Origin of the sequence: uncultured Tateyamaria sp., from assembly GCF_947503045.1 — a bacterium.
Taxonomy (GTDB): domain Bacteria; phylum Pseudomonadota; class Alphaproteobacteria; order Rhodobacterales; family Rhodobacteraceae; genus Tateyamaria.
On record NZ_CANNCF010000001.1, the window covers coordinates 1,386,242 to 1,409,936 of the forward strand.

The following is a 23,695-nucleotide window of genomic DNA, read 5'->3' on the forward strand; positions in this document are numbered from 1 at the left end:
CATGAAGAGCCTCAAGAAACAGCGCCGTATTCAGATCATTGCCCTGGCGGCCGTCGCGCTGACGGTGTCCACGGCCTTGATCGGTTACGCGATGCGCGACGGGATCAATTTCTTTCGGGCACCCAGCCAGATTGTCGCTGAACCCCCCGCACCTTCGGAGGTGTTTCGCATCGGCGGGCTGGTGGCTGAGGGCAGTCTGATCCGCGGTCAGGGCGAATCGATCCGCTTTGAAGTGACGGACGGTGGGGCGTCGGTACCCGTTGTCTTTACCGGCGTGCTGCCTGACCTGTTTGAAGAGAACCAGGGCATGGTTGGGACCGGTCGTTACATCAACGGCGTCTTTGAAGCCTCTGAAATTCTTGCCAAACATGACGAGACCTATATGCCATCCGAAGTGGTCGACGCGCTGAAAGAACAAGGCGTCTATCAGGACCCCAACGGCTAGCGCGCGCAGGGCTCAAGGCCCGTTAACCATCTAAATGCAGTGTTTCCCTCGAACCGGACCAAGTGCCGAAGGGAAGCCGCCATGCAAAGCGTCAGAGAGATTGCCAAGGAAATTGTCGACCGTGAGGGCGGCTATGTGAACGACCCCGATGATCCAGGCGGGGCGACGAATTTCGGGGTGACCATCCATACGATGCGCCGTCTTGGCCTTGATCTGGATCGCGATGGCGATGTGGATGCGGGCGATGTGCGCCGCCTGACCCGCAGGCAAGCCACCGATATTTTCGTCACCCACTATTTCGAGCGGCCCCTGATCGCCGAACTGCCCGAGGCGCTGCATGCCACGGTCTTTGACATGTATGTCAACGCAGGCGGCAATGCGATCAAGATCCTGCAGCGCTTGCTGACCGAGATGGGGCACCCTTGCGTGGTCGACGGGGCGCTTGGCCCCAATACCATCGGGGCGGCCCGTGCGGCCTATGTCTCTGCCCCTCAGCATCTGGTTGATGCCTACGGGATTGCGCGGCGCAACTATTACTTCCGCATCGCGGACCGCCGTCCGGCCAGCCGTAAATATGCCCGCACCCGCGCAGGCACCAAGGGCGGCTGGATCAAACGGGCCGAAGAATTCATCACGCCGCGCTTTCATTTGAGCCCGGCACAGTTTCAGGAGAGGGTTGCGGCATGGGGTTGATGGAGCGGATGTTCGGGCTGTTGTTTGGCAATGGCGGCAATGTGGTGAAGGACACCGTCGAGGTGTTTCGCGAGAATGCCGAGGCCGGATCGCAGCGCAGCCACGCCGTGCAGATGCAGGCGATGAAGGAATATGGGCAGGAGTTTCTGGTGCCTCGCAAGGGGATGTTTGATCAGTTTATGGACGGCGTGAACCGCCTGCCGCGCCCCGCACTTGCCCTTGGTACATTGGGGCTGTTTGTCTCGGCGATGATCGAACCTCTTTGGTTTGCGGAGCGCATGCAGGGCATCGCGCTGGTGCCTGAACCCCTGTGGTGGCTGCTTGGTGTGATCGTGTCGTTTTATTTTGGCGCGCGCCATCAGGTGAAGGCCCAGCAATTCCAGCGCGAGATCGTGGGCACCATGGCCCATGTCCCGCAGGTGATGGAAAACGTCGCGGCCTTGCGCAAGCTGCGGGCCGACAGTGTGGGTGTGGCCGGAACGGGGCAAGACGTGCGTCTGGCCGCCGCGGCCCTGTCACCCGAGGCGAACCCGGCCCTTGATGAATGGCGTCGTTCGGCCTGATTGGCCGGGCGGAAAAAGACGCGGTTTCCGTATCGGGGGCTCTGCCCCCATCGCCGTCCGCGTTCGGGCTCCGCCGTTCACCTGCTCAAACGCTCCGCCGGAGCGTTTGTTGCCGCAGGCTCATCCCCCCGGGATTTTTGAAAACAGAGAAGGGTTTGGTGGCGAAGCTGTGATCAGCCTCTCGCCTTTGTCGCATTGGCGCGCCGACAGGAGTGGCCTATAACAGGTCCATGATTACAGAGCTTGGTCACTTCGCCCTCATTCTTGCCTTTCTGGTTGCCATTTTGCAGGCGCTTGTGCCGATGTATGGTGCGTGGCGGCGCGACAGTCGGCTAATGGCGATGGCGGAGCCTGCGGCGTCTGCACAATTCCTGCTGATCGCCTTTTCCTTTGCAGCGCTGATGTATGCCTTCATCGTGTCCGATTTCTCGCTGCGTCTTGTGGTGCTCAACAGCCATTCGGCCAAGCCCATGCTCTACAAGATTTCCGGCACGTGGGGGAACCACGAGGGCTCCATGCTGCTTTGGGTGCTGATCGTGGCGCTGTTCGGGGCGACCGCGGCGTGGTTCGGGAACAATCTGCCACCCTCCTTGCGGGCCCGCGTGTTGGCGGTGCAGGGGGCCATCGGCGTCGCGTTTCTGGCTTTTATACTCTTTACCTCGAACCCGTTTGTGCGTCTGGCGGTGCCGCCCTTTGACGGGCAAGACCTGAACCCGCTGCTGCAAGATCCCGGCTTGGCCTTTCATCCGCCGTTTCTGTATCTGGGCTATGTCGGTCTGAGCATGGCGTTTTCCTTTGCCGTGGCCGCGCTGATCGAGGGGCGTGTCGATGCGGCCTGGGGCCGCTGGGTGCGGCCCTGGACGCTGGCGGCATGGGTGTTTTTGACCATCGGCATCGCGCTGGGATCGTGGTGGGCCTATTACGAGCTTGGCTGGGGTGGGTTCTGGTTTTGGGACCCGGTCGAAAACGCATCCTTCATGCCCTGGCTTTTGGCGGCAGCGCTCGTTCATTCCGCAATCGTCGTGGAAAAGCGCGAGAGCCTGAAGGCATGGACCATATTGCTCGCCATCCTTGCTTTTGGCTTTTCGCTGATCGGGACGTTCATTGTTCGCTCGGGGCTGCTGACCTCTGTGCATGCCTTTGCCAATGATCCGGAACGGGGCGTGTTCATCCTGATGATCATGGGCTTTTTCATGGGCGGGGCGCTGATCTTGTTTGCGCTGCGCGCGGGCACGATGGAGGCGCGCGGTGTCTTTGGCATGGTCAGTCGTGAAAGCGCGCTGGTGGCCAACAATGTGCTGCTGGCCGTGTCCTGTTTCGTGGTGTTCGTGGGGACGATGTGGCCGCTCGTGGCCGAGATGTTCTTTGACCGCAAGCTGAGTGTTGGCCCACCGTTTTTCAACATGGCCTTTACGCCCTTTATGGTCATTCTTGGCCTGATCCTGCCGGTCGGGGCGATGATCCCGTGGAAGCGGGGGCAGATTGCGCGGGCCCTGCGTCCCTTGCGCTATGTGTTTGTGCTGGCTCTGGCCTTTGCTGGATTGGCCTGGGTCATGCAGACCGGGCGCAGCCTGATCGGGCCGATGGGCGCATTCCTTGGCGCTTGGCTGGTCATGGGCGCGATGGTCGATCTGGCCAACCGCACCGGGCAGCGGTTCAACGCGGCGCGCCTGTTCCGCCTGCCACGCTCGGACTGGGGCAAGGCGGTGGCACATGGTGGTCTTGGCATCACCATGCTGGGCGTTGCGGGCCTGACCTCGTGGCAGTCCGAAGACATCCGGGTGGCCCAGATCGGCGCACCGTTTGAGGTGGGTGGATATACCCTGACACTCGACAAGGTCGAAGACGGGCAAGGCCCCAATTTCCTCTATACCAAGGGCTATCTGACGCTGGCGCGGGACGGGCGCGAAATCGCGCAACTGCGCCCGGAAAAGCGGGTCTATCCGGTGGCGCAGATGCCCACGACCGAGGCGGCCATCGACTATAACCTTGCGCGCGACGTCTATGTGGTGATCGGTGATGCGCAGAACAACGGCGGCTGGGCGGTGCGCACCTATATCAAGCCGCTGACCAACTGGATCTGGATCGGTTGCGCGATGATGGCACTGGGTGGGTTCCTGTCGCTGAGTGACCGGCGGTTCCGCGTCGCGGTGCCTGCGCGCAAGACACCCAAACCGGTGCCTGCGGAATGAAACGGCTGGCCCTTGCGCTGTGGTTTGTGCTGGCAAGCGCCGCGTTGGCCCTTGATCCGTCCGAAATGCTGGACGATCCGGCCCTTGAGGCGCGCGCGCGGGGCCTTGATCATGCGTTGCGCTGCGTTGTGTGCCAGTCGGAATCCGTGGCATCCAGCAACGCGCAATGGGCCATCGACACCCGCCGGGTGATCCGCGAACAGGTGGACGCCGGGCAAACGGATGACGCCATCATCGACTTCTTTGTGGAACGCTACGGCGAGTTTGTGCTGATGACGCCGCGCTCGTCGGGGTCGAACTGGCTGCTTTGGGGAGCGGGGCCGCTGATGTTCCTGCTGGCCGCTGGCATCGGCTTTGGCTATTTGCGGGGCCGCTCGGCGGCACCGGCCACCCCCGAAACTGCCCTCAGCGAAGACGAAGCCAAGCGGTTGCGTGAAATTCTCGAAGAGTAACGGCGCGTCGGGGCTTTTCTAAACCAATCGGTTTGATATGCATGGCGGGAACCCAAGGGGAGATCCGGGCATGAAATACGAAACCCTGACATATGAGGCCAAGGACGGCATGGCGCTGATCACGCTGAACCGTCCGGATGTGATGAACGCGCTGACCACGCAGATGCGCGCCGAAATTCAGGTCGCGGTCACTCATGCGGGCAAAACGGCACGTGTCGTCGTGCTGACCGGGGCGGGGCGGGCGTTTTGCTCGGGCCAGGACCTTGGGGACCGGGCCAACGCGTCCGATCTGAACCTCGAACGCACCTTGCGTGACGAATACACCCCGATGCTGAATGCAATCATCAACTGCCCGGTTCCGACGATTGCCGCCGTGAATGGAGCAGCCGCCGGGGCAGGGGCGAACCTGGCGCTGGCTTGCGACGTGGTGATCGCCTCGGAAAGCGCCTATTTCCTGCAGGCCTTTACCCGGATCGGGCTGATCCCTGATGCTGGCGGCACCTATGTGCTGCCACGCGCCATGGGCATGGCCAAGGCGATGGGGGCAGCCCTGTTTGCCGACAAGATCACCGCCCGTCAGGCCGACGCATGGGGCATGATCTGGGAGGCGGTGGCGGATGATGGCTTTGACGCGCATTGGCGCGGTCGGGCGACGCATCTGGCCAAGGGGCCGACCAAGGCATTTGGTGCGGTCAAACAAGTGATCCGCGCGAGCTGGGGCAACGATCTGGACACGCAACTGGCGCTTGAGGCTTCGGTGCAGGGCGATTGCGGTCAAAGCCGGGATTTCCGCGAAGGCGTGCTGGCCTTTGTTGAAAAGCGCAAACCGGATTTCGAAGGCCGCTGAGCCAATGATAAACGCAAGCGACCCGGGGGCCGCTTGCGTCTGAATGTCATGGCTGTGGTCTGATCCCTCAGATCACGGCAATCAGGCCACCGGGGCCGCTGGGTTCAAATTCGGCTGTGGGCACGCTGGCCTCGACCGCAATGTCAGTGGCCAGCACCTTGCCCGCACCACCGACAGCGCGGCCCACAACATTTCCGTCCAGCAGGATCAGCGCGTCTGCGCCGTCATCGGTGACGGTGACCACAGGGGCCGTGCCCGCAGGATCAAGGGTCGGGTCGATGATCACGATCACATCCTCGGCGCTGTCAAAGTCAGCGATCACGGCAGCCTCGGTGGCGCCTGCGGCGACAACGATGCCAAACGTGTCCTCACCGGACCCGCCGGTGGCCGTGTCACCTGCACCAAAGTAGAGGTCGTCCGAGCCGGCCCCGCCATCAAGCACATCCACAGCACCATCATCGACAATCGTGATCCCGGTCCCGATCTCAAAGCTGATGGCGTCATTCAGGGTCGACCCACCACGCAACGCACGCAGCGCCGTGTCAGAGAGAGGATCGGCAAAGAGTTCACCGGCCACCAGAATGTCATTGTCGTCTCCGCCAGACAGGCTGTCCGCGCCAAGACCACCTATCACTGTGTCGCTCCCGGCATCACCGGCCACGGTATCCTGATTGTCGTTGCCATCGACCCAGTCATCACCGGCACCGCCGGACATGACGTCGCTGCCACCGCGACCCTGTGCAAGGTCGTTTCCGGCATCGCCATTGATCTGGTCAGCACCGCCCTGGCCCTGGACGATATCCGCGCCTTCACCGGCGTTGATGGTGTCAGCGCCAGCACCGGCAATGATGTCATCATCTCCGGCAAGGCCATTGATCGTCTCAGCCTCGATACCGCCCGTCAGGGTGTCCGCATCCGGCGTGCCGTCGATGGTGATTTCATTCTGCACCGGCGGCTGTGCTGCCTCGGCCTGAACGGTTTGCAGATCGTCGACGCTGATCTGGCCAGCCGCACCCACAACGCGTGCGATTTCCTCGCCGTCCACGGTGATCACAGCGTCTGCGCCATCATCATTGACCGCAAGCGTGGAGTCCGCCGGGGTCACATCGGACTGGAAGTAGACAAACAGCGAATCTTCGGAGGCCGAATAGTCTTCGATTGTGGCGGGGCCTGCGCCATCGGTGCCCTGATCGGCAAAGATGGTGAAACCGTCTGCGCCCGCGCCACCGGTTGCCGAATCCTCAGCCCCGATGAACATCACGTCATCGCCCGTGCCACCGTCCAGCGTGTCGGCCGAACCGTCATCACGCAACTCAAGCGCACTGACATCGCCCAGCACCGTCTCGATCGGGGTGCCTGCGCGCAGGGCAGCCAGTTGCTCCGTGCTCAGCGGAGCGCCCGGCGCTTCGCCCGAGATCAGTAGATCGTCGCCGGAACGTCCGTCGATCATGTCGGCACCAAGCCCACCCGCAACCACGTCCGCGCCAGCACCGCCGCGCACAACATCGTCGCCGTCATTGCCATCAACCCAGTCGTCGCCCGCAAAGCCCTGAACGGTGTCATCACCACCGCGTCCTTGCAGCAGGTCGTCGCCTTCGTTGCCGATGATCAGATCGTTGCCAGCCTGACCTTGAGCGATATCATCGCCTGCGCCGCCTTCGATGCTGTCATCGCCCGCGCCGCCAATAAGGTCGTCGTCGCCGCCAGCACCGGTGATTGTGTCATTGCCAGCGCCACCAGTCAGCGTGTCCGCTTCTTCGGTGCCGGGCAGGGTCAGGCCGGTAATCTCTTCCTGACCGGGAGGTGTGACCTCGGTCGGTGTTTCCTCTTCCTGACCAGCAGGCGTTTCAGCCACAGGATCATCATCATCGTCAAAAACTTCGATCAAAAGTCCGAGGCCCAAAAGGCCCAATAGCGCAATACCAATTTCCATGATTCCCCAGCTCCTGCTAATAGCACAGCCATCTAGAGGGCAGCGAACTGACGCGGTCAAGCATCAGTGCCTTATTGTTGCCACAGAAGAAACACAATTCAGGAAGCGCTCTTATTGAACAAAAAACGCCCCGAAAACCGGGGCGTTTTGTCATCTATGATGCAGCTTTGTGCGACTCAGCGGCTTTCGATATCCACGTAATCGCGCGCGTTTTCGCCCAGATAAAGCTGGCGCGGGCGCCCGATCTTGTTCTGCGGGTCGCCGATCATTTCCTTCCACTGCGAAATCCACCCCACGGTGCGCGACAGCGCAAATATGGGCGTGAACATCGAGGTCGGAAAGCCCATTGCTTCGAGGATCACGCCAGAATAGAAGTCGACGTTCGGGAACAGCTTTTTCTCGGCGAAATAGGGATCTGCGAGGGCGGCAGCCTCGAGTTCCTTGGCGACGGCCAGAACGGGGTTGTTTTCCACACCCAGCAGTTCCAGCACCTCGTCGGCGGACTGTTTCATCACCGTCGCGCGCGGATCAAAGTTCTTGTAGACGCGGTGGCCAAAGCCCATCAGGCGGAACGGGTCGTTCTTGTCCTTGGCGCGGGCGATAAATTCCGGAATGCGGTCGGGCGTGCCGATTTCCTTGAGCATCTCAAGGCAGGCCTGGTTCGCACCACCATGGGCAGGCCCCCAGAGGCAGGCAATCCCGGCGGCGATACAGGCAAACGGGTTGGCACCCGAGCTTGAGGCCAGCCGCACGGTCGAGGTCGACGCGTTCTGTTCGTGATCGGCATGCAGGGTAAAGATGCGGTCCATCGCGCGGCTCAGGATCGGGTCCACCACATAATCTTCGGCAGGCACGGCAAAGCACATGCGCAGGAAGTTCGAGGCAAAATCCAGATCATTGCGCGGATACACGAAAGGCTGACCAATCGAGTACTTGTAGGCCCAGGCCGCAATCGTCGGCATCTTGGCAATCAGACGGTGGCTGGCGATCTCGCGCTGGCGTTCATCCGCAATATCGGTGCTGTCGTGATAAAAGGCCGACATTGCGCCAACGACGCCCACCATGATTGCCATGGGATGCGCATCGCGGCGGAACCCGCGGAAGAAATTCTGCATCTGCTCGTGCAGCATCGTGTGATGGGTGATGTTGGATTCGAACTCTTCCAGCGCCGCGGCCGACGGCAACTCGCCGTAAAGCAGCAGATAGCAGACTTCGAGATAGTGAGACTTTTCAGCCAGTTGCCCGATAGGATAGCCCCGGTGCAGCAATACGCCTTCGGCACCGTCGATAAAGGTGATGGTGCTGTCACAGCTCGCCGTCGAGGTGAAGCCGGGATCATAGGTGAACACGCCCGCCTGCCCATAAAGCTTGCGGATATCGACAACGTCAGGTCCCTCGGTGGGGGAATGGATCGGCAGGTCGTAGGAATTCTCGCCTATCGTCAGTGTCGCGGTTTTCGGGGTGTCGGCCATCGGGTCGTTCCTTTCGTCGCAGGGCAGCGCGGCGCCGCCAGAGCCAAGCTTTTTGCCATGGCTCATTCGTTAGACTGCCGACGTAAACGAAACGCCTATCTGGCGGCAGCATCCTTAAGCCGCGCCAGGGTCGCATCGCGTCCCAGCACCAGCATCATGTCAAAAACCGAAGGCGTTACGGCCCGGCCTGCAAGGGCCGCCCGAAGGGGACCAGCGAGCTTGCCGAATTTTGTATCCTGAGACGCAGCAAAGTCGTTCAGGACAACCTCCAAACTGTCACGCTCCCAAGTAACGCTTTGCAGGTGCGGCGTCAATTGCGCGAGTATACCACAGGATACCGGATCAAGGGCCTTGGCCGCCTTTTCGTCCGGCACAATAGGCCGATCGGTCAATATAAAGTGCGCTTTATCAAGAAGTTCGGGAAACGTCTTGGAACGCTCCTTGACGTAGGGGAGTGCAGCCAGCAACCCATCGGCTTGCGCAGTTGTGAGCGGGGCACGTCCGGCGGCGGCAAGATAGGCGGTGATTTCTTGCTGCAACGCAGCGTCCTCGGCCTGTGCCATGTGCTGACCGCACAGATTTTCCAGTTTCTTCGGATCAAAGCGGGCCGGGCTTTTGCCGATGCCGCTCAGGTCAAACCACTCTTTGGCCTGCGCGTCGGTAAAGAATTCGTAATCCCCATGGCTCCAGCCCAGACGGGTCAGATAGTTGCGCATGCCGGCTGCGGGATAGCCCATCGCCTGATACTCCTGCGCCCCCAGCGCGCCGTGCCGCTTGGACAGCTTCTTGCCGTCCTCGCCGTGGATCAGCGGGATATGGGCCCAAACCGGCACGTCCCAGCCCATCGCGTCATAGATCATCATCTGGCGCGCGGCATTGTTGAGGTGATCGTCGCCCCGGATCACGTGGGTCACACCCATGTCGTGATCGTCCACCACCACCGCCAGCATGTAGACGGGCGTGCCGTCGCCGCGCAGCAGCACCATGTCATCCAATTGGTCGTTGCGGATCGTCACGTCGCCCTGCACCTGATCGCGGATCACGGTCTCCCCGCTTTGGGGCGCCTTGATGCGCACCACATAAGGCGCATCCGGGTGGGTCGCGTGATCGGCATCCCGCCAGGGCGAGCGGAACAGGGTCGATTTCCCTTCCGCTCGCGCGGCGTCGCGAAAGGCTGCGATCTCAGCCTGCGTGGCAAAGCATTTGTAGGCCTTGCCCTGCGCCAGCAGATCATGCGCCACCTCCGCATGGCGGTCCGCGCGTTCAAACTGACTGATCACCTCGCCGTCGTGATCCAGCCCCAGCCAGTCCAGCCCGTCCAGAATGGCTTGCGTCGCCTCGGGGGTTGAGCGGGCGCGGTCCGTATCCTCGATCCGCAGTAAAAACGTCCCCCCGTGGCGGCGCGCAAACAGCCAGTTGAACAGCGCCGTGCGTGCCCCACCAATGTGCAGAAAGCCCGTGGGCGATGGGGCGAAACGGGTGACGATGGCTTGGGACATGAGGATGCTATTTACCTTTGTTTAACCATGACGGTTCTAGTCTGGTTCTCCTGATACTCAGCATGGGCGACAGGGGCAAGCATGGGCCTGACAGCGCAGTTTCGGCAGGCGATGTTGTTTCAGCGGGGCAGTCTGTTTGGCTGGTTGCCCGTGGGCATGGCCATGGGCATCGCGCTGTTTTTTGGCTTAAGTTTTGAACCCTCTGCCGCGGTGATCGCGGGCGTCTGCACCGCAGGCGTCTTGTTGGCCTGGCTCGCTCGACGCAGCGATGAAAGCCTCTCGCCTGTCCCTGTGTTCCTGCTGCTCATTGTCGTCGGCTTTGTCCTTGCGGCCTGGCGCGCCCATTCGGTGGCGGGCCCGGTGCTGACATGGCGCTACTACGGCCCCGTAGAGGGGCGCATCGTCGGCATGGATCGCAGTGGGTCAGACGCGGTGCGCCTGACGCTGGATCGGGTCAAGCTCGACCGTGTCGCCCCCGCCGACACTCCAACGCGCGTGCGCATTTCCCTGCACGGGGATGCAACCCTAGGGGTCGAACCGCGCCCGGGATTGCGCGTGATGACCACCGCCCATGTCAGCCCGCCCGGCGGCCCGGTTGAACCCGGTGGTTTCGATTTTCAACGCCATGCGTGGTTTGCCGAGCTGGGCGGGGTTGGCTATTCGCGCGTGCCGCTCATGGCGATTTCTGAGGCCGAGTTCGACCTACGCCAGACTGTGTTCCGCATCCGCATGACCGCTTCGATGCGGGTGCGCGAGGTGTTGCCGGGCGATACGGGCGGCTTTGCGGCGGCTGTGACCACCGGCGATCGCAGCGGCATCGGTCAGGACGCGCTGCAGGATCTGCGCGCCTCCAACACCGCCCACCTGTTGGCGATTTCCGGGCTGCATATGGGGCTGCTGTCGGGTTTTGTGTTTTCGCTTCTGCGGCTGATCTTCGCGCTCATTCCGTTTGTCGCCTTGCATTGGCCAGCGCGCAAGATGGCGGCCGTGGGTGCGCTGATGGCAGCGGCGGTCTACCTCGCGCTTTCGGGGGGCAATGTCGCCACTGAGCGCGCCTTTATCATGGTCGCCGTCGCCCTTTGCGCGGTGCTGGTGAACCGGCGGGCCTTTTCCCTGCGCGCGGTGGCCATCGCGGCGATGATCGTGCTGGCCCTGCGCCCGGAGGCCCTGATGGGCCCGGGTTTCCAGATGTCATTTGCCGCCACCACCGCGCTGGTTGCGGTGTTCGGCTGGATGCGCGACGGGCAGATCACGCTGGGGCCGAAATGGTTGCAACCGGTGATGGCGGTGGTGATATCCTCGGCGGTGGCAGGGCTGGCGACCGCGCCCATCGGGGCGGCGCATTTCAACGCCATCGCCCATTACGGGCTGATCGCGAACCTCGCCTCGGTGCCGCTCATGGGGATTTTGGTGATTCCGGCGGCGGTGCTCGCGCTGCTGCTCGCCCCTTTCGGCCTCGACTGGATCGGCCTGTGGATCATGGGTTGGGGGCTGCGCTGGATTTTGTGGGTCGCGGATACGGTGGCCAATCTCGACGGTGCGCGCGGGTTCGTGGCGGGGCCAAGTCCCTGGGTGCTGCCGATCATGGCGCTTGGCGCGCTGTTTGTGATCCTGTGGCAGGGGCGGGGGCGCTACGCGGGCCTTGCGGGCATGGCGTTTGCGCTGGGGCTGTGGCAATTCGGGCAGCGCCCGGTGGTGCTGATCTCCGATACCGGCGGGCTTGTGGGCGTCATGACTGATAAGGGCCGCGCGCTCAGCCGCGAAAAAGGGGCCGGGTTCGTGGCGCGCAACTGGCTGGAAAATGACGGCGACGGTGTCGCGCAAGAGGCGGCTGCTGCGCGTTGGTCGTCGATCAAGGCGGGTCCATATCGGCTGATCCACATCAGCGGCAAGCGGGCCATAGCCGGGTTCACGGGTTGCGGCCCCGGCGACATCGTGGTGATGAACGGCACAGCTGAAGGGCCCTTGCCGCGCGACTGCCTGATCCTTGGGCCCAAACAGTTGCGCGCGACCGGGGCCGTGGCGCTGGTGGGTGGTGCGGACAAGGCGCGCCTTGTCTCAGCCCGCGATTTGGGAGGGGATCGCATGTGGTCCGGCTGGGCACGCTACGCGCCAGTGGCACTGGACCTGCCGGAGATCACTGACAGTTTGGCCCGCAAAACGCCGTAAGGCGGACCTGATGGTCCGCCCACGTCAAAACTTGGTAACAAGCTTCAGTAAGTGCGGATCAGACCCACGAGTTTGCCCTGCACTTTGACCTGACCCACAGGAAAGACGCGGGTTTCATAGGCCGGGTTGGCCGCCTCAAGCGCGATGGTGTCGCCGCGCCGCTTGTAGCGTTTCAGGGTCGCCTCATGATCCTCGACCAAGGCCACGACGATATCGCCATTCTCGGCCACGGCCGTTTCCCGGATCACCACGACGTCGCCGTCGTTGATCCCGGCCTCGATCATCGAATCGCCTTTGACTTCAAGGGCATAGTGATCCCCCTTGCCAGACAGCATGGCACCCGGCACGGCCACGGAATGGGACACTTCGGAAATCGCCGAGATCGGCACACCGGCCGCAATCCGGCCCATGACGGGCAGTTCGACCGCATGCGCGGCCTCGACATTCAGGGCTGAGGGTGGGGGCGGTGCGTCGGGGCGGTCGCCATCAATCACGCGGGGGGTAAAGCCTGTGGTGCTGGCCCCGCCCATGCTCTCGGGCAGTTTCACCACCTCAATGGCGCGGGCGCGATGGGCCAGACGGCGGATAAAGCCGCGTTCCTCCAGCGCCGTGATCAACCGGTGGATGCCGGATTTGGATCGCAGATCAAGCGCCTCTTTCATCTCGTCAAAACTGGGCGGCACACCGTCGCGCTGCACGCGTTTATGAATGAATGCCAGCAGATCCAGCTGCTTTTTTGTCAACATGCTCTGTCCTCCGAACGTATGGTCACCATTTGGCAGTGGTTTGGGTTTGTTCTACGGACGTTCTTGTTTTGTGTCAACTGTTCAGGTCAGGAGCAATACTTCGACCTGTGCACCCTCATCCTGGGCCGGATCGTGCGGGGGGCGCACAATCAGTGCATTGGACTGCGCCAGCACGCTCAAAAGAGAGCTGTCTTGCGCGCCCGCATCCTCCACCATGCCATCCGTGATACGCGCCCGCATGTAATGCTCGCGCGGCCCATTTGCGCTTAGGCCGCCGCGCAAGGGCATGGAGATGCGCGGGGCCGGGGCCCGTCCCAGTCCCAGCATCGCGTTGAGCATGGGCGTCAGAAACACCGCCCCGCACACCATGGCCGAAACCGGATTGCCGGGCAGACCCACCATGGGGATACCATTCAAACGGCCCGCCATCAGCGGTTTGCCCGGGCGCATCGCCACCTTGTAAAAGGACTGGTCCATGCCGAGATCTTCCGCCACCCGCGCCACCAGATCGTGATCCCCGACCGAAGCACCGCCGATGGTCACAATCAGGTCTGCACCGCGTGTCAGACCAAACACCGTCTGTAGTGATCCGACAGTGTCGCGCGCAATTGGCAGGATGCGCGGTACTGCGCCGACCTTTTCCAGCATGGCCGCGAGCCCGTATGTGTTGGAGGCGATGATCTGGTCGGGTCCGGGGGCTTCGCCGGGCACAACCAACTCGTCCCCGGTCGAGATCAGCGCCACCACGGGCGCGCGGCGCACCGGGACATTTGCGATGTTCATCGACGCCAGCAGCGCGATATCGCCTGGCGACAGGCGGCGTGGGGCCTCGAGCGGCGTGCCTTGCTCAAAGTCCACGCCTGCGGGTCGGATATTGTCCTTGGGGCCGGGGTCATCGGTGATCGAGATCATGTCGCCGCTGCGCGTGACATCCTCCTGGATCACCACCTTGTCGGCGCCGTCCGGCACCGGTGCGCCGGTAAAGATGCGCACGGCCTGACCCGCGCGCAACGTCCCCTCCCAGCGGTGCCCGGCTGCGGATTCGCCGACGACCTTGAACTGCGCATGCAGATCGGCCTCGACCCCCTTGAGCGCATAGCCATCCATGGACGAGGCGGCAAAGGGCGGCTGCGTGCGCTGCGCGCTGACGGTTTCGCCCAGCACACGCCCTGCCGCTGCACGCAGAGGCACGGTTTCGAGCGGCAGTGGATCGGCTAGGGCAAAGAGGTGGTCGAGCGCAGCGGAAACCGGGATCATGGCGCAGTGTAGCGGCCCGATTTGCCGCCATCTTTCAGGACCACGCGCAAACCACCGATCTCCATGCCCTTGTCGACGGCCTTGGCCATGTCATAGACGGTGAGGGCTGCGGTCGAGGCGGCGGTCAGCGCCTCCATCTCCACCCCGGTCTGGCCGGTGGTTTTGACAGTGGCGGTGATGCGCAGGCCCGGCAGGTCGGCATCGGGCTCAAGCTCAACGGCGACCTTGGTGATCGGCAGGGGATGGCACAGCGGGATCAGGTCCGACGTGCGCTTGGCCCCCATGATGCCCGCAAGGCGCGCCACACCAATCACGTCGCCCTTCTTGGCGCGGCCTTCGGTAATGATATCAAAGGTTTCGCGCCGCATCTTCACGTGAGTTTCGGCCACGGCAATGCGATCCGTCACATCCTTGTCCGAGACATCGACCATGTGGGCCGCGCCCTTGTCATCGAAATGGGTGAGTGCCATTTACATGCCTCCGCCAGAGGTCAGCGGATTGGCCAGTAGCGTGCGGGTTGCAGCGGTCACATCCGTTTGGCGCATCAGGCTTTCCCCGATCAAAAAGGTGCGTGCGCCGTACATGGCCAGATCGGCGAGGTCGGCAGGCGTGTTGAGCCCGCTTTCAGCGACAATCGTGCGGTCCGCAGGCACGTGGCGCGACAATTGCCGCGTGGTGTCCAGCGTCACCTCAAAGGTCTTGAGATTGCGGTTGTTGATCCCCATCAAGGGGCTTTTGAGGGCGCAGGCGCGTTCCAGTTCCGCCTGATCGTGGACCTCGATCAACACATCCATGTCCCACGCAAGCGCGACCTCTTCGAGTTCCTGGGCCTGCGCGTCGCTGACCGAGGCCATGATGATCAGGATGCAGTCGGCATTGAGCGCGCGGGCCTCGGCCACCTGATAGGTGTCATACATGAAATCCTTGCGCAGGGCGGGCAGGTCGCAGGCGGCACGGGCCTTGGTCAGAAAGTCCTTGGCCCCCTGAAAACTGGGCGTGTCGGTCAGCACCGACAGGCACGTGGCCCCGCCATCCTCATAGGCCTTGGCGAGGGCGGCCGGATCGAAATCTTCGCGGATCAACCCTTTGGACGGGCTGGCCTTTTTGATTTCGGCGATCAACCCATAGGCCTCGCGGTTGGCGCGCTGCAGGGCGGCGGCAAAGGGGCGCACGGATGCGGCCTCGCGGGCTTCGGCCTCGACCGCTTCGAGCGGTTTGGCGGCCTTGTCGGCTGCGACCTCTTCGAGCTTGTAGGCTTTGATTTTGTCCAGGATCGTGTCGGTCATGGGCGTGTACTTTTTGTTGCTGTGGAACCGCGGGCCAGCCCCCGGACCCCCGGGATTTCTTTAATCAGAGAAGACCTCAGGAGACTTTTTGCGTGATGTCGGCGACGGCCTTGATCTTAGCTTTTGCCGCACCGCTGTCGATGCTTTCCTGTGCCAGTGCCACACCGTCAGACAGATCGACGACCTTGCCTGCGACCTTGAGGGCGGCGGCGGCATTCAGCAGGACGGCGTCGCGATAGGCGCCGGGTGCGCCGTCAAGCAATGCACCGAAAGCGCGCGCGTTGTCTTGTGGGCTGCCGCCGATGATGTCCTCGAACGGGTGTACCGGCAGGCCGGCCTGTTCTGGGTGCACCTCGAATTCCGACACGATGCCGTTTTCAAGTGCTGCCACCCAGGAGATGCCGCAAATCGTCAGCTCATCCGTGCCGTCCGAACCGTGCACTAGCCATGCACTGTCCGACCCCAGCTGCCCCAGCGTTTCGGCCATGGGCCGGATCAGGCCGCGGTTGAAGGCGCCGGTCAGTTGCCGCGTCACCCCGGCAGGGTTTGTGAGCGGGCCAAGGATGTTGAAAATGGTGCGCGTGCCCAGTTCAGACCGTGTTGGCATCACATGCGCAATGGCCGGGTGGTGCATGGGCGCCATCATGAAGCCGATGCCAGCCCCCGCAAGGGCTGCTTCGACCACGTCCGGGCCAACCATCACATTGATCCCCATCTGCGTCAGCGCATCTGCGGCACCGGATTTGGAGGACAGGTTGCGATTGCCGTGCTTGGCCACGACGACGCCTGCGCCCGCCACCACAAAGGCGGTTGCGGTCGAGATGTTGAGTGTGCCTTTGCCGTCGCCTCCGGTGCCGACGATGTCCATTGCACCCTCCGGAGCGCGCACCTTGTTGCACTTGGCCCGCATTACTGCGGCAGCGGCGGCGAATTCATCCACCGTCTCGCCGCGTGTGCGCAGCGCCATCAACAGCCCGCCGATCTGGGACGGGGTCGCTTCGCCTTCGAACAGGATCTGGAACGCGGCTTCGGCCTGCGAACGGCTGAGCGGGCCGTCGGCGGCCGCATCGATCAGCGGTTTCAGCTCGTCACTCATGCGGGCACCGCCAACAGGTCGGTAAAGTTCTTGAGCAACGCATGCCCGTGTTCAGAGCGAATGGACTCGGGGTGAAACTGCACGCCATGCATCGGCAGTTCGCGGTGGGCGAGACCCATGATGGTGCCGTCTTCGACCTCTGCGGTGATCTCAAGGCAGTCGGGCAGGCTGTCACGCTCGATCGTGAGCGAATGATAACGCGTTGCCTCAAACGGGCTGGGCAGGCCGGCAAACAGGCCAGTTCCGGTGTGATGCATCACGCCCATCTTGCCATGTACGATGTCGGGTGCTCGCACCACTTTGCCCCCAAAGGCCTGCCCAATGGCCTGATGGCCAAGGCACACACCCATCAGCGGGGTACGGGTTTCAGCCGCGGCCAGCGTCAGCGCCAGGCAGATGCCTGCCTGATCCGGATCGCAGGGGCCGGGGGACAACACGATGCCCGCCGGGCGCATCGCCATCGCCTCTTGCACATCCAGCGCATCGTTGCGGCGAACCACAACGTCCGCACCAAGCTCGCCCAGATAGTGCACGAGGTTGTAGGTAAAACTGTCGTAATTGTCGATCAGCAGCAGCATCGCAAAATCTCGTATTCCAAGGGGGGCCAATGGCCCCTATAGTTGCGGGCATACATGCTCAGGCTCGCGCGGTCGCGTCAAGAGGACGCGCGCGACCAGAGGCAGAGGGACAGCAGACCGGGGCGGCACATCGCAAAGCGGGGCCAGCACGGGCAGGACGTAAGGACAAACAATATGGCCAGAGGTTTTCTGAGCGGCATTATCTGGGGCGGCGTGGTCAGTGTGATCGGGGCAGGGGCCGTGTCGGTGATTGCCGATGACCCAATCGCCCCTGTGGCCGGAAGCACTGCACCGAGCAGCGCAATCGCCCCCGAAGCAGGACAGGCCAGCACCGCCGAGGCAGTGACGGATGCCGATCTGGTGGTGGATGAAAGCGCGCCGCAAGTGACTTCGCCCGAGGCTGACACGGTCACCGCAGCCACCGCGGCAGGTGCCGACACGCCGACCGTGCCGCAGACCGGACAGGCCGATGATCTGGCCGATCCGGCAACGGCGTCGGATGTGGGCGCGGTCGAGGTCGATGACGTCGCCCCCGTCCAGCCCGGCGCGCCTGCCGGGGCGCCAACCGAACCGGATGCGGAAACCGAATTGTCGATCTCGACCGAACCGGCGCAGCCTGCACCACCCGTGGTGCCCGAGGCCCCGACCGCCTTTGCGCCCGAGGATGACGCGGCCCCCGAGGCCCCCCAGACACCCGTGGCCGAAGCGGCAGCCCCAGAGGCGCCGGATGTGAGTGCAGCCCCCGAAGTGGCCGAAGCGGACGCGCCTGCCGAGGCGGATGCCGAAGTGGCCGAAGCGGAGGCGCCCACCGAAGCGGAGACCGAAGTGGTCGAGGTCCCCACGCCGCCCGCAGACCCCGAGCCCAGCGAAGAGCAAGGCGAAGAGATCGCGGCCCTGCCCAATACCACCGAAACGCCGTCCGAGGATGCGCGCCCGACCATCGGCACGCCCGCAGGAACGCTGGTGGATCGCACGGCGGATGAACCGGCCGAGGACACAGCAGAGGCCGCACCAACCGGGACGCGCGCGATCAATGCATATGCCGCCCCCTTCGAAAACCCCGAGGACAAGCCCCTCATGTCAATCGTGTTGATGGACAGCGGCGTAGACCTGTCGGGCGGACCTGTCGGTCTGGCCGCCTTGCAAAGCTTTCCCTATCCGCTGAGCTTTGCGGTCGATGCCTCGCTGCCTGATGCCACCACGCGCATGGCGGAATATCGCGCGCAGGGGTTCGAGGTCATGGCGCTGATGAACCTGCCTCAGGGCGCAACGGCGGGAGACGCCGAAGTGGCCCTGTCCGCCGCCCTTGATGCGGTGCCCGAGGCGGTCGCGGTGATGGAAGGGGTCGGCACTGGCCTGCAGGACAGCCGTGACACCGGCGAACAGATCGCGCAAGCGGTGCTGGACACGGGCCATGGCCTTTTGCTGCAATCCAAGGGGCTCAACACCGCCCACAAACTGGCTGTGCGCGATGGCGTGCCCGCGGGGCTGATCTTTCGCGACTTTGACAGCGCCGATCAAAGCCCCTCGACCATCCGTCGCTTCCTTGATCAGGCCGCGTTCCGCGCCGGGCAAGAGGGTGGCGTGATCATGGTGGGTCGGGTGCGACCCGACACGATCTCGGCGCTGTTGCTGTGGGGGTTGCAGGACCGGGCCAAGCGTGTGGCTTTGGCCCCGATTTCGGCTGTGCTGACCGCATTGGTGCCTGGGGAATAGGTAGCCCACCATGGGCAGGATCTGAGTTGGCGCGTTGCGCGGCGACCACTTTCGCCAGCGATGGCGCCCTAGATGATCTCGTCTTCGTCAAACAGCGGGTCAACTTCCAATTGCGCGGTCAGCGCATCCACCGTGTCTTCATTGGCCGTTGGACTGAGTTCAGCGAGGTGAAACACCGCGTCCCCCTCGTTCACCACGGGCAGCACGGCGCGTCCGATCAGGATGCCGGGCCCGGGGGCGAGCATTTCGGTTTCCTTATCCCCGGCAGGGTCGGACACGGCGGCCAGCACATCACCCTTTTCCACAATCTCGCCCTCGGCGCGGAAGGTGCGCAAAAGGCCGCCGACGGGCGCGCGCAGCCAGGACGAGGCGGTGCAAATGAGGGATGGCGTACGCGCCTTGGCAATGCCCTTGGCCGCCAGCATCCCCTCATCCCGCATCACGCGCAGAATGCCCGCCACACCGACACGCACCCCAAACTCGTCAAAGCGCAACCCTTCGCCCGCCTCGTAGAGCAGCACGGGCGTGCCCCGTTCGGCGGCCTCACCGCGCAGGGATCCGTCGCGCAGGGGCGAGGTCAGAATGACAGGCGCGCCAAAGGCGCGGGCCATGCGGGCCGTGGTGGTGTCGCGGGGCGTCACCCGGATTTGCGGCAGGTTGGTGCGGTGTTCCGCGGCCGAATGCAGATCGATCCCGAAATCGCAGCGCAACACCACCTCGCGCAGAAAGATATAGGCCAGCCGTGATCCCAAGGACCCCGAAGACGATCCGGGAAAACAGCGGTTGAGGTCGCGCCGGTCGGGCAGATAGCGGGACCGTGCGAGAAAGCCGAAACTGTTGACCACAGGCACAACCAGCAGGGTGCCGCGCAACGCGCTCAGTTGCGGCGTGCGCAGCAGGCGGCGCACGATCTCGACCCCGATGACCTCGTCGCCATGCACGGCGGCACTGACAAACATGGTGGGGCCGGGGCGCTTGCCGTGGATCACCTCGACGTTCAGGCCGACGGGCGTGTGATCGGGCAGGGTGGAGACGGGCAGGGTGACGCTGGCGCGGGTGCCGGGCGCCACATCGACGCCTGCGATGGTGAACGGCTCACGCGGCATATGCAGGCGCTTTCATGCGCGGCATCGGCCCTGTCCAAGAGCAGCGTTCGGCCCAATCGGAACCGATTGGGTGGGCTGATCCTCGCGACACGCGCGTGCTTCCTTGGAAGCTCCGGGGCACTGCCCATTCTAACCTGAAACCCTCCACCGGCGGCGTTCCGAGACGGTCCTCATTCTCTGATTTAAAAAAATCCTCCCCGAAGGGCCGGTCCGCCAAATGCGCCCCCCGGTGGATCACAGCGCTCACCGGTTGCCCCCGCCGAACCGCGCGGCATCCGCAGCCGCTCGCCGGATGGCGCCGGCCTTGTGCACGGTTTCCATGAACTCGGCCTCGGGGTCGCTGTCATAGACGACGCCGCCCCCGGCCTGAATATAGAGCTTTTGGTCCTGCACAACGGCGGTGCGCAGCGCGATACACATGTCCATATCGCCCCCCGCGCTGAAGTAGCCGACGCCGCCGCCATAGACGCCGCGCTTTTCGGGTTCCAGCTCGTCGATGATCTCCATCGCGCGGACCTTGGGCGCGCCGGACACCGTGCCCGCAGGCATGCCCGCAAAGAACGCATCGAGCGCATCCTTGCCGTCGGCCAGTTCGCCCACCACGTTGGAGACAATATGCATCACGTGGGAATAGCGCTCGACGATGAACTCTTCGGTCGGGCGCACGGTGCCGATCTTGGCGACGCGACCCACATCGTTGCGGCCCAGATCAAGTAGCATGAGGTGCTCGGCCAGTTCCTTCTTGTCGGCCAGCAGATCAGCCTCGAGCGCATTGTCCTCTTCCGGCGTCGCACCACGGGGCCGTGTGCCTGCAATGGGGCGGATCGTGACCTCGTTTCCAAACACGCGGACAAGGATTTCCGGGCTGGCCCCGACCACCTGAAAGCCGCCGAAGTTGAAATAGAACATGAAGGGCGAGGGGTTCGTGCGGCGCAAGCTGCGATAAAGCGCAAAAGGTGGCTCAACAAACTCCTGCGTCCAGCGTTGCGCGGGCACGACCTGAAAGATGTCTCCCGCCTTGATATAGTCGCGCGCCTTTTCGACGGCCTCCATATAGCCGGACTTGGTAAAGTTGCTGACCGGGTCGGCAACCACGCTGGCGTCACCGAGATTGCGGGTGTCCGAGGGCATCGCGCGTTCCAGATCGCGCACCGCGTCCATCACCCGCTCTGCCGCCTGCGCATAGGCGGCCCGCGCCGTCTGGCCCGCGCTGACCCATGCGGGGGAGACAACCGTGACCTCACCCTTGACCCCATCCAGCACCGCAATGACAGACGGGCGCAGCATGATCGCGTCGGGCAGGCCCAGCACATCGGGATTTACATCCGGCAGATGTTCGACCAGCCGGATCATGTCATAGCCAAGGTAGCCAAACAGCCCCGCAGCGGATTGGGGCAGATCAATCGGCAGATCGATCCGGGATTCCGCAATCAGATCACGCAAGGCATTGAGCGGATTGCCCGCCACATCCTCAAACGCATCCGCATCATAGCGGGCGTGTCGGTTGATGGCAGATTTCTCACCATGGCAGCGCCATATCAGGTCGGGTTTCATGCCCACGATGGAATAGCGCCCGCGCACTTCGCCGCCGGTGACGGATTCCAGCACAAACGCATCCTTTTGCGCCCCGGTCAGCTTGAGCATCAGGGACACAGGCGTGTCCAGATCCGCGGCCAACCGGGTGTAGACCACCTGATTGCGCCCGGCCGCATATTCGGCGGCGAAGCTCTCGTAATCAGGGACCAGTGCCATCAGGGAAAGTTCACGTGGACCGCGTCCAGCGCCTGCTGATTGACTTGCGGGCCTGCGCGCAGCACCACGTCCTCGCCATAGACGTTGAACAATTCAGTGGCGACCGACTGGCCGATCTCTTCGCTCAGCGTGGCAGTTTCGGTGCGGACCTCGTCGGTGTCCCCAATCGGGTTGATCGCGTCCAGACGGACAACGAGAACGGCGCCAAAGCCCTGAATGATTTCGACATCGCCCACGTCCATCCCGAAGACGGCGGGCAGGAAGGCAGGCGGCGTGCCTTGCACAAAGGCCGAGCGGTCCAGATCGATCTCGAGGATGGAATCCAGACCCTGTTCGGCAAAGCTTTCTCCGCCTTCAAGGGCGGGCAACAGCGCTTCGGCCTGTGCGGTCAGGCGCTCTTCGGTCTGGGCCGCTTCCCAATTGGCGCGCACATTCTGGGCGGCCTCGTCATAGGGCGCGGGACGGGGTGGCAGCACTTCGTCAAGGCGCATCGCAAAGATGCCGCCATCATCCAGAGAGATGATCTCGGGAAAATCATTTTCGCTCAAGGTGGTGGCCGCATCGCGGAACCCGTCATAGGCGCCAATGCCTTCGCCCTGCGCGGGGAACCAGTCGATGGACCCAAGGGCCATGTCCGTCTCTGCATCCAGCTCTTCGAGGGTGGCCCCCCCGGCGAGCATGTCGTCAAATTCGCTGGCAAGGGCGGCGACCTGACGGCGGGCCGCATCGCGGGCCAATCGGTCACGCAGCATGATCGATGCTTCTTCGAAAGAGGTGCTTTGGGCAGGCAGCACGCCGTTCACCCGGAAAAGGGCCGGGCCAAGGGACGAGGGCAGGGGGCCGACCACGTCGCCCACGTCGGCGCCAAAGACAGCCTCGCCCGCAGCGTCCAGTTCGAGACGCGACACATCGCCCAGATCGACATCCGACAACTCCAGTCCGCGGTCAGCCACAAGGGCCTCAAAGGTGGTGCCGTTGACCTCAAGTTGCGCCGCGGCCTGATCGGCGGCAGCGGCATCAAGATAGACCAGACGTTCCACGAGGCGGCGTTCGGGCTGGTTGAACTCGTCCGCGCTGGCCTCGTATTCGGCGCGCAGCGTCGCCTCGTCGATCTCCATACTGTCGAGTATCATTTCGGGCAGCAGGACCGCGTAGGTGATGCGCTTGGTCTCGGGCAGTTCGTAGTCGCCCAGATTGTCCTCGTAATAGGCGCGCAAGGTGGCGTCATCGGGCGTGGGCAGCGGTTCGGCGAGATCAGCCTGGCCCAGTCGGACCCATGTGAAATCGCGCGTTTCGCCAAGGAAAGAAATCAGCGTTTCGGCATAGGTGTCAGGCATGCGCACACCGGACATGATAGCACCCTGCAAGAGCGAACGGGCAACTTCCTCTCGCAGCTGGGTTTCGAATTCGGCCTCGCTGCTGCCGGAATTCTGCAAGGCAAAGCTGTAGGCGTCGCGATCAAAGTTTCCATCAAGGCCACGAAAGGCGGGGATGTTCAGGATTTCGTCGCGCAGGGTCTCGTCGCCGACGCTCAAGCCCATTTCGCTGGCCTCGTGATCCAGCGCGCGGGCCCGCACAAGCCGCGCCAGCACCGCCTGATCAAGGCCAATGGCCTGGGCCTGGGCAAAAGTCAGCTGGCCACCGGTCTGTCGACTGACCGCCTGAATCTCCTGCTGCAGCGTGCGAGCATAGCTGTCGATGCTGATATACTTGTCGCCAACGCTGCCCACGGTGCGGATCGTACCGCTGAGGTTGGTTGCGCCAAAGCCGCCAAGGCCGAGGATCAGCAGGCCCAAAAGGATCCAGACTGCGGTTTTGGAGAGTGAGTTCGAGCCCTTGGCCATGCGTGCCCTCTTTCGGGGTTATCTTGGAATTTTGCGATGTCTATCCGCG

The 23,695-nt window shown here is 63.3% G+C and carries 20 protein-coding genes; 8 read left to right on the forward strand and 12 right to left on the reverse strand.

Translation table 11 applies throughout. From position 1 onward, the window contains the following. The first annotated feature begins 1 nt into the window (after position 1). The 6 genes from ccmE (at position 2) to Q1A89_RS07040 (ending at position 5,192) form a co-directional block, all read left to right on the forward strand. Entirely contained in the window at positions 2-445 is a 444-nt protein-coding gene (gene ccmE, locus Q1A89_RS07015) for a cytochrome c maturation protein CcmE (RefSeq protein WP_299725291.1), read from the forward strand. Between the two features lie 81 nt (positions 446-526). Continuing rightward, positions 527-1,138, forward strand: a complete 612-nt coding sequence (locus Q1A89_RS07020; RefSeq protein WP_299725293.1) for a holin-associated N-acetylmuramidase — start codon at positions 527-529, stop codon at positions 1,136-1,138. Continuing rightward, positions 1,129-1,701, forward strand: coding sequence for a holin family protein (locus Q1A89_RS07025; RefSeq protein ID WP_299725295.1), 573 nt, complete (start codon positions 1,129-1,131; stop codon positions 1,699-1,701). Before Q1A89_RS07020 ends, Q1A89_RS07025 begins: the two co-directional genes overlap by 10 nt. 230 nt (positions 1,702-1,931) lie before the next feature. After that, complete coding sequence (locus Q1A89_RS07030) at positions 1,932-3,893, forward strand: heme lyase CcmF/NrfE family subunit (protein WP_299725297.1); 1,962 nt, start codon at positions 1,932-1,934, stop codon at positions 3,891-3,893. Continuing rightward, entirely contained in the window at positions 3,890-4,345 is a 456-nt protein-coding gene (locus Q1A89_RS07035; protein WP_299725299.1) for a cytochrome c-type biogenesis protein, read from the forward strand. The genes Q1A89_RS07030 and Q1A89_RS07035 overlap by 4 nt, the downstream gene beginning before the upstream one ends. Positions 4,346-4,415: 70 nt before the next feature. Beyond that, positions 4,416-5,192 (forward strand): enoyl-CoA hydratase-related protein, encoded by a 777-nt coding sequence (locus Q1A89_RS07040; protein ID WP_299725301.1) that lies wholly within the window; start codon positions 4,416-4,418, stop codon positions 5,190-5,192. A gap of 67 nt (positions 5,193-5,259) precedes the next feature. On the opposite strand, the gene Q1A89_RS07045 is transcribed toward Q1A89_RS07040, so the two are convergent. The 3 genes from Q1A89_RS07045 to gltX form a co-directional block, all read right to left on the reverse strand. Beyond that, on the reverse strand, positions 5,260-7,125 hold the full coding sequence (locus Q1A89_RS07045; protein ID WP_299725303.1) for a calcium-binding protein: 1,866 nt from the start codon (positions 7,123-7,125) through the stop codon (positions 5,260-5,262). Positions 7,126-7,301: 176 nt separating this feature from the next. After that, positions 7,302-8,597, reverse strand: coding sequence for a citrate synthase (gene gltA / locus Q1A89_RS07050; protein ID WP_299726145.1), 1,296 nt, complete (start codon positions 8,595-8,597; stop codon positions 7,302-7,304). A gap of 95 nt (positions 8,598-8,692) precedes the next feature. Further along, on the reverse strand, positions 8,693-10,096 hold the full coding sequence (gene gltX, locus Q1A89_RS07055) for a glutamate--tRNA ligase (RefSeq protein WP_299725305.1): 1,404 nt from the start codon (positions 10,094-10,096) through the stop codon (positions 8,693-8,695). An 81-nt stretch (positions 10,097-10,177) separates the two neighbouring features. On the opposite strand from gltX, the gene Q1A89_RS07060 reads away from it, so the two are divergent. Further along, positions 10,178-12,265 carry a ComEC/Rec2 family competence protein gene (locus Q1A89_RS07060; RefSeq protein ID WP_299725309.1) on the forward strand — a complete coding sequence of 696 codons (2,088 nt, stop codon included), beginning with the start codon at positions 10,178-10,180 and terminating at the stop codon, positions 12,263-12,265. Between the two features lie 44 nt (positions 12,266-12,309). Here Q1A89_RS07060 and lexA read toward each other — a convergent pair whose 3' ends face one another. The 6 genes from lexA to Q1A89_RS07090 all read right to left on the reverse strand — a co-directional run bounded on the left by lexA (position 12,310) and on the right by Q1A89_RS07090 (position 17,228). Then, positions 12,310-13,011 (reverse strand): transcriptional repressor LexA, encoded by a 702-nt coding sequence (lexA, locus tag Q1A89_RS07065; protein ID WP_299725311.1) that lies wholly within the window; start codon positions 13,009-13,011, stop codon positions 12,310-12,312. An 81-nt stretch (positions 13,012-13,092) separates the two neighbouring features. Then, positions 13,093-14,268 carry a gephyrin-like molybdotransferase Glp gene (gene glp / locus Q1A89_RS07070; RefSeq protein WP_299725313.1) on the reverse strand — a complete coding sequence of 392 codons (1,176 nt, stop codon included), beginning with the start codon at positions 14,266-14,268 and terminating at the stop codon, positions 13,093-13,095. Next, positions 14,265-14,738, reverse strand: a complete 474-nt coding sequence (gene moaC, locus Q1A89_RS07075) for a cyclic pyranopterin monophosphate synthase MoaC (protein ID WP_299725315.1) — start codon at positions 14,736-14,738, stop codon at positions 14,265-14,267. The genes glp and moaC overlap by 4 nt, the downstream gene beginning before the upstream one ends. Further along, the gene (trpC, locus tag Q1A89_RS07080) at positions 14,739-15,554 is read right to left on the reverse strand and encodes an indole-3-glycerol phosphate synthase TrpC (RefSeq protein ID WP_299725317.1); all 816 of its coding nucleotides are present in this window, start codon (positions 15,552-15,554) and stop codon (positions 14,739-14,741) included. It abuts the gene before it with no gap. 76 nt (positions 15,555-15,630) lie between these two features. After that, on the reverse strand, positions 15,631-16,650 hold the full coding sequence (gene trpD / locus Q1A89_RS07085; protein ID WP_299725319.1) for an anthranilate phosphoribosyltransferase: 1,020 nt from the start codon (positions 16,648-16,650) through the stop codon (positions 15,631-15,633). After that, positions 16,647-17,228 (reverse strand): aminodeoxychorismate/anthranilate synthase component II, encoded by a 582-nt coding sequence (locus tag Q1A89_RS07090; RefSeq protein WP_299725321.1) that lies wholly within the window; start codon positions 17,226-17,228, stop codon positions 16,647-16,649. Before Q1A89_RS07090 ends, trpD begins: the two co-directional genes overlap by 4 nt. 174 nt (positions 17,229-17,402) lie before the next feature. Here Q1A89_RS07090 and Q1A89_RS07095 point away from each other — a divergent pair, with 174 nt between their 5' ends. Further along, complete coding sequence (locus Q1A89_RS07095; RefSeq protein WP_299725323.1) at positions 17,403-18,944, forward strand: polysaccharide deacteylase family 2 protein; 1,542 nt, start codon at positions 17,403-17,405, stop codon at positions 18,942-18,944. 68 nt (positions 18,945-19,012) lie between these two features. Here Q1A89_RS07095 and Q1A89_RS07100 read toward each other — a convergent pair whose 3' ends face one another. The 3 genes from Q1A89_RS07100 to Q1A89_RS07110 all read right to left on the reverse strand — a co-directional run bounded on the left by Q1A89_RS07100 (position 19,013) and on the right by Q1A89_RS07110 (position 23,646). Beyond that, the gene (locus tag Q1A89_RS07100) at positions 19,013-20,050 is read right to left on the reverse strand and encodes a succinylglutamate desuccinylase/aspartoacylase family protein (RefSeq protein WP_299725325.1); all 1,038 of its coding nucleotides are present in this window, start codon (positions 20,048-20,050) and stop codon (positions 19,013-19,015) included. A gap of 243 nt (positions 20,051-20,293) precedes the next feature. Further along, positions 20,294-21,802: an anthranilate synthase component I gene (gene trpE / locus Q1A89_RS07105; RefSeq protein WP_299725327.1), complete on the reverse strand. Its 1,509-nt coding sequence runs from the start codon at positions 21,800-21,802 to the stop codon at positions 20,294-20,296. Further along, on the reverse strand, positions 21,802-23,646 hold the full coding sequence (locus tag Q1A89_RS07110) for a peptidylprolyl isomerase (protein ID WP_299725329.1): 1,845 nt from the start codon (positions 23,644-23,646) through the stop codon (positions 21,802-21,804). Before Q1A89_RS07110 ends, trpE begins: the two co-directional genes overlap by 1 nt. Positions 23,647-23,695: the final 49 nt, after the last annotated feature.